Origin of the sequence: Ramlibacter sp. (assembly GCF_013697775.1) — a bacterium.
In the GTDB taxonomy this organism is placed as follows: Bacteria; Pseudomonadota; Gammaproteobacteria; order Burkholderiales; family Burkholderiaceae_C; genus Ramlibacter.
Genome location: NZ_JACCWG010000017.1, coordinates 1 through 4,501, shown reverse-complemented (window position 1 = coordinate 4,501; position 4,501 = coordinate 1). Strand labels below are relative to the sequence as shown.

7 protein-coding genes are annotated in these 4,501 nt (G+C 68.7%); 3 read left to right on the top strand and 4 right to left on the bottom strand.

All coding sequences use genetic code 11. From position 1 onward, the window contains the following. From H0U68_RS00980 to H0U68_RS00965, 4 genes are all read right to left on the bottom strand, one after another. Positions 1-674 (bottom strand): AMP-binding protein (locus H0U68_RS00980; RefSeq protein WP_296352250.1); only part of this gene is annotated, 674 nt, incomplete at its 3' end. A 1-nt stretch (position 675) separates the two neighbouring features. After that, positions 676-1,431 carry an iron-containing redox enzyme family protein gene (locus H0U68_RS00975; protein WP_296352248.1) on the bottom strand — a complete coding sequence of 252 codons (756 nt, stop codon included), beginning with the start codon at positions 1,429-1,431 and terminating at the stop codon, positions 676-678. A gap of 189 nt (positions 1,432-1,620) precedes the next feature. Further along, positions 1,621-2,013 carry a GFA family protein gene (locus tag H0U68_RS00970; RefSeq protein ID WP_296352247.1) on the bottom strand — a complete coding sequence of 131 codons (393 nt, stop codon included), beginning with the start codon at positions 2,011-2,013 and terminating at the stop codon, positions 1,621-1,623. A gap of 136 nt (positions 2,014-2,149) precedes the next feature. After that, entirely contained in the window at positions 2,150-2,422 is a 273-nt protein-coding gene (locus H0U68_RS00965; protein WP_296352244.1) for a helix-turn-helix transcriptional regulator, read from the bottom strand. 225 nt (positions 2,423-2,647) lie between these two features. Here H0U68_RS00965 and H0U68_RS00960 point away from each other — a divergent pair, with 225 nt between their 5' ends. The 3 genes from H0U68_RS00960 (at position 2,648) to H0U68_RS00950 (ending at position 4,429) form a co-directional block, all read left to right on the top strand. Continuing rightward, positions 2,648-3,079: a DsrE family protein gene (locus H0U68_RS00960; protein ID WP_296352242.1), complete on the top strand. Its 432-nt coding sequence runs from the start codon at positions 2,648-2,650 to the stop codon at positions 3,077-3,079. A gap of 23 nt (positions 3,080-3,102) precedes the next feature. Continuing rightward, on the top strand, positions 3,103-3,444 hold the full coding sequence (locus H0U68_RS00955; protein WP_296352238.1) for a metalloregulator ArsR/SmtB family transcription factor: 342 nt from the start codon (positions 3,103-3,105) through the stop codon (positions 3,442-3,444). 121 nt (positions 3,445-3,565) lie between these two features. Beyond that, on the top strand, positions 3,566-4,429 hold the full coding sequence (locus tag H0U68_RS00950; protein ID WP_296352252.1) for an MBL fold metallo-hydrolase: 864 nt from the start codon (positions 3,566-3,568) through the stop codon (positions 4,427-4,429). Positions 4,430-4,501: the final 72 nt, after the last annotated feature.

The following is a 4,501-nucleotide window of genomic DNA, read 5'->3' as shown; positions in this document are numbered from 1 at the left end:
GGATCGGCCTCGTCGGCGTCCCCGATCACGAGCGTGTGCCCGTGCAGATGGGCCACCAGCGGCCCGAGCGCCAGCGTGCCGTCCACGTGCAGGCCGGCGACCATGCCGATGCGCTGCGCGCTCTCGTGCGCGTGCTCGGGCGTGGCGGAAGGCGCCGGCGCCGGCGGCATTTCAGGGGCCTGCGCCGCCGCGCCGGAGTGCAGGAATTCCGTCCAGCCGCCCGGCAGCAGGCTCTCGAAACGCGGCTCTCGCCCGTGCGTGACGACGAACTGCAGCTGCGGCTGCTCCCGCCGCAGCGTCTTCACGCGGGCGGGATACTGGATGCCCTGGTGGAAGGCCCGCACGAACAGGCCCACCGCGCGTGCGCCGCCCAGGTGGCTGGACGCCTGCGCGGCGTCCCAGTCGGGGTCCAGGTGCACCACCGCGACGCCGGACACAATGGCCGCGTAATGCACCACCAGGGGTTCGATGGCGTTGGGCGACCACGAGGCGACGATCTCGCCTGGCGCCACGCCGCGCACGGCCAGGCCGCCGGCCGTGCAGCGCACGGCCTCGCCCAGTTCGGCGTAGGTCATGCAGCGGCCGGCGCATTCGATGGCGACGCGCCACCCGTGTTCGGCGAACGCGCGCTGCAGGTCGCGCCCGAGCGACGGGCGGCTCAGCTCGGCGTCCATGTCAGCGGGCCGCGCTGTAGACCAGGCCGTCGAGCGGGATCGCGGGTGCGCGGTCGCCGGACGAGTGCACCTGCGCCGCCCGCTGCGAGCCTTCGTAGGCATGGGCCCAGAACTGCATGAAGGTGCGCTCGGCCTCGAGGTAGCCGGCCGCCAGCTCGGGGATGTTGTCCTCGGTGGCCAGCCGCTCGATGTACTTGCGCGTCATCTCGCCGTGCATCTGGTCGGCCTCGCTCGCGTGGATGTCCCAGAAGGTCCAGTCCAGCGACTTGCGCCGCTGCACGATCTCCGGGTTCTTCAGCAGGTGGTGGTGCACCGCCTCCAGGTAGACCTGGCACAGGCATTCCGCGCCCATGCCGCGCAAGCCCACGCCGTACATGTACGACTGCGACAGCAGTTTCTCGCGCATCTGCGCCAGCAGCGCCAGGTTGCGCGGATCGGCCTCGGTCTCCAGCTGGTCGGGCGACACGCCCAGGCCCAGCAGGAAGCGGTCGTACATGGCGGGATGCGCCTGCGCGGGGTCGTTCATGCCGAGCTCCTCGGCGACGAAGTGGCCCAGCAGCGTGCGCAGCGACGACGGCGGCAGCTTGTAGATCAGCAGGGCGAGGTCGCCGGTGAAGTACGAGGTGAACCAGCGGTACTGGATCAGCACGGCGCGCAGCCGCGGCAGATCGGCATGGGCGAGGGCCTGCACATTGCGGTCGGCCAGATGCGTGGCGGTGGACCAGGCCCCGCTGGCCATCTCCCAGAATTCAGGCATGGTTCGCGGCAGCGACGGCGACGCGGCACTTGTCATTTTTCGTTTCCCTTCGGTTGGTGGCATTGAACACGCACACCTTGCGTGTGCGAGTGCGCTCGAAGATAGCGAAGGGGGGTGCCGCCGTAAATTCGTCAGATTTGACGAGAGGCGCGGCGCAGCCGGTGCACTACGCGTGCCGCCGCTGGCTCTTCAGGGCTGGGCTTCCTCATAGGTGGCGATGAGGTCGCCATAGGCCAGCCATGGCACCTCATGGGATTTCCAGATGCGGAATTCCGGCCGCAGGCCCGGGTCCTCGTCCAGCGTGGCGACGCGCAGGAACATCATCGGCTGGCCGGTGCGCTCCGACAGCAGCTGGCTGCCGCAGTTGGAGCAGAAGTGGCGCAATTTCCCGGGAGACGATTCGTAGGCCTTCACCGCCTGGGCGCCGGCGGTCCAGCGGAAGTCCTGCCGCAGCACGCCCGCCGCGGTATTGAACGCCGCGGCGTGCGCCTTGCGGCACATGCGGCAGGAACAGTGGTCGATCGGCGCGCTGAACTTCAGCACCTCGTATTGCACGGTTGCGCACAGGCAGCTTCCCCGCATGGTGTCCTCCTTGTGTGTCGCCGCGGGCGAGGCCAGGTCATCCATCCCGGCGCGTGGGCGACCGCGGAATTAAGCCATAGGCCCCCGGCCCCCCGCAACGCGGGCCGCTGCCCGCCGAGGAAATGCGCCTGCCCGCCTAGGGGATCGGGAGAATGTTCAGCTGGTGCCCCTTGGAAACGGCGTGCGGGATGTTCACCGCGTCGAGCTTGCGCATGATGTTGCGCACATACACCCGCACCGTGCATACGCTGATGCCCAGTATGGTTGCCGTATCGCCGGCGGATTTGCCCGCCGCCAGCCAATGCAGCACGTCGAGCTCACGGATGCTCAGTCGTTGGATCGGCAGCTGCGGAGGCACCGGCCTGATGGCGGCTCCGTGCTGCCGGATCGAACCGGCAACTTCTGACATACAACTCCCCTAGATAACTGCGCCGCGGTGCCGGGACACCGAAGCGGACGCGGCAGCACGCAGAAAAATTATGGGAGCATCCGCCGGAGAGCACCATCATCAAAACTGTCGTCATCAAATCTGTCGATGCCGCGCGGGACGGCGCTAGGGTCCACCCGCATGCAAGGGGCAAATCAATTGGCTTATATTTGCCGCCATCGATGAACTCCGGCTGAAAAGGTCTTTATGCCCATCTTCCTGCGCCGCCTGGCCCTGTTCGCGGCCCTCCTCTTCCTGGCGCTGGGCGCGGCACGCGCGCAGGACAAGGTGGTCTACCACATCGACAATGCCGAAGCCCAGGCCACCAGGGGCCTGCGCAACATCCGCAACCATCTGGACGTGGCGCCGGACACCAAGATCGTCGTCGTCACGCATGCCGAGGGCATCGACTTCCTGATGGAAGGCGCGCACGACAAGAAGAACCCCAATATCGAGTACGCCTCGCTGGTGTCGGCGCTGAAGGCGCGCGGCGTGCGCTTCGAGGTGTGCGAGATCACGCTGAAAACGCGCGGCATCGCCAGGGACAAGTTCATCATGGACGCCGAGTTCACGCCCTCGGGCGTGGTGCGCATCGGGCAGCTGCAGGCGCGCGAGCACTACGCCTACATCAAGCCCTGATTCCGCGACCCGAGGACACCCGCATGGCCACCGCCCGCGCCGCCGCCAGCAACAACGCCGCCATCGAATCCGACGAGGTGTTCGAGCTCGCCGCCGAGGTGTTCCGCGTCATGTCGGCGCCCATGCGGCTGAAGATCATCGCCAGCCTGTGCAACGGCGAGAAGAACGTGAGCGAGCTGCTGGCCGAGATCGACACCACCCAGCCCAACATGTCGCAGCACCTGAACACGCTCTACCAGGCCGGCGTGCTGGGCAAGCGCCGCGACGGCGTGCAGATCTACTACCGCATCGTCAACGACCGCGTGGTCACCCTGTGCCGCGCGGTCTGCACGCAGATCGCGATCGAGATGGACGTCGGCCGCTGACGCTGCCCTACCCCGTTTTCCACAGATGTCCACTGCCGCACGCCTGCTGCTGGCCTGCCTGGCCGCCCTGCTGTCCTGCCTGCCGGCCTTCGCGCAGCAGCCGCCGATGCCGGCCCCCGAGATGCGGCCGCAGCAGGTGTCCGCCTCCGCCTGGTTCGTGCAGGGTCTGTCCGCGCTGGGCTCGCCCGCCAACCAGAATTTCATTTCCAACGCGGGCTTCGTCATCACGCGCGACGGCGTGGTGGTGATCGACGCGCTGGGCTCGCCGGCGCTGGCCGAGCGGCTGCTGGCCGAGATCCGCCGGCGCACGGACAAGCCGGTCACGCACGTCATCCTCACGCACTACCACGCCGACCACATCTACGGGCTGCAGGTGTTCAAGTCGGCGGGCGCGAAGATCATCGCGCACCAGGCGGCGCGCGAGTACCTCGCTTCCGACACGGCGCGGCTGCGGCTGGAGGCGTCGCGCACCGAACTGGCGCCGTGGATCGACGCCAACACGCGGCTGGTGCAGCCCGACGTCTGGCTGGCCGGCCCGACCGACCTTGAGGTCGGCGGCGTGCAGCTGCAGGTGCGCCCGGTCGGCCCCTCGCACACGCCGGAAGACCTGGCGATCTACCTGCCCGGCGAGCGGGTGCTGTTCGCCGGCGACCTGGTGTTCCGCAACCGCATTCCCTACGTGGGCCAGGCCGACAGCCGCCACTGGATCGGCGCGCTGGACCAGCTGCTGGCCTTCGGCGCCACGGCCATCGTGCCCGGCCACGGGCCGCTGTCCACCGAGGCGCGCAAGGACATGGAACTCACGCGCGACTACCTGCTGCACCTGCGCCGCGTGATGGGCGAGGCGGCGAAGAACATGGAGCCGTTCGACGACGCCTACAAGGCCGCCGACTGGAGCCGCTTCCAGGCCATGCCGCTGTTCGGCGTGGCCAACCGCATGAACGCCTACAACACCTACCTGCTGATGGAGCGGGAGACGCCATGACGGCCGGCGCCGGCGCCTCCGTCGCCAGGCGGCGGCTGGTGCTTGCCGCGCTGGCGGCGCCCGCGGCGGGCT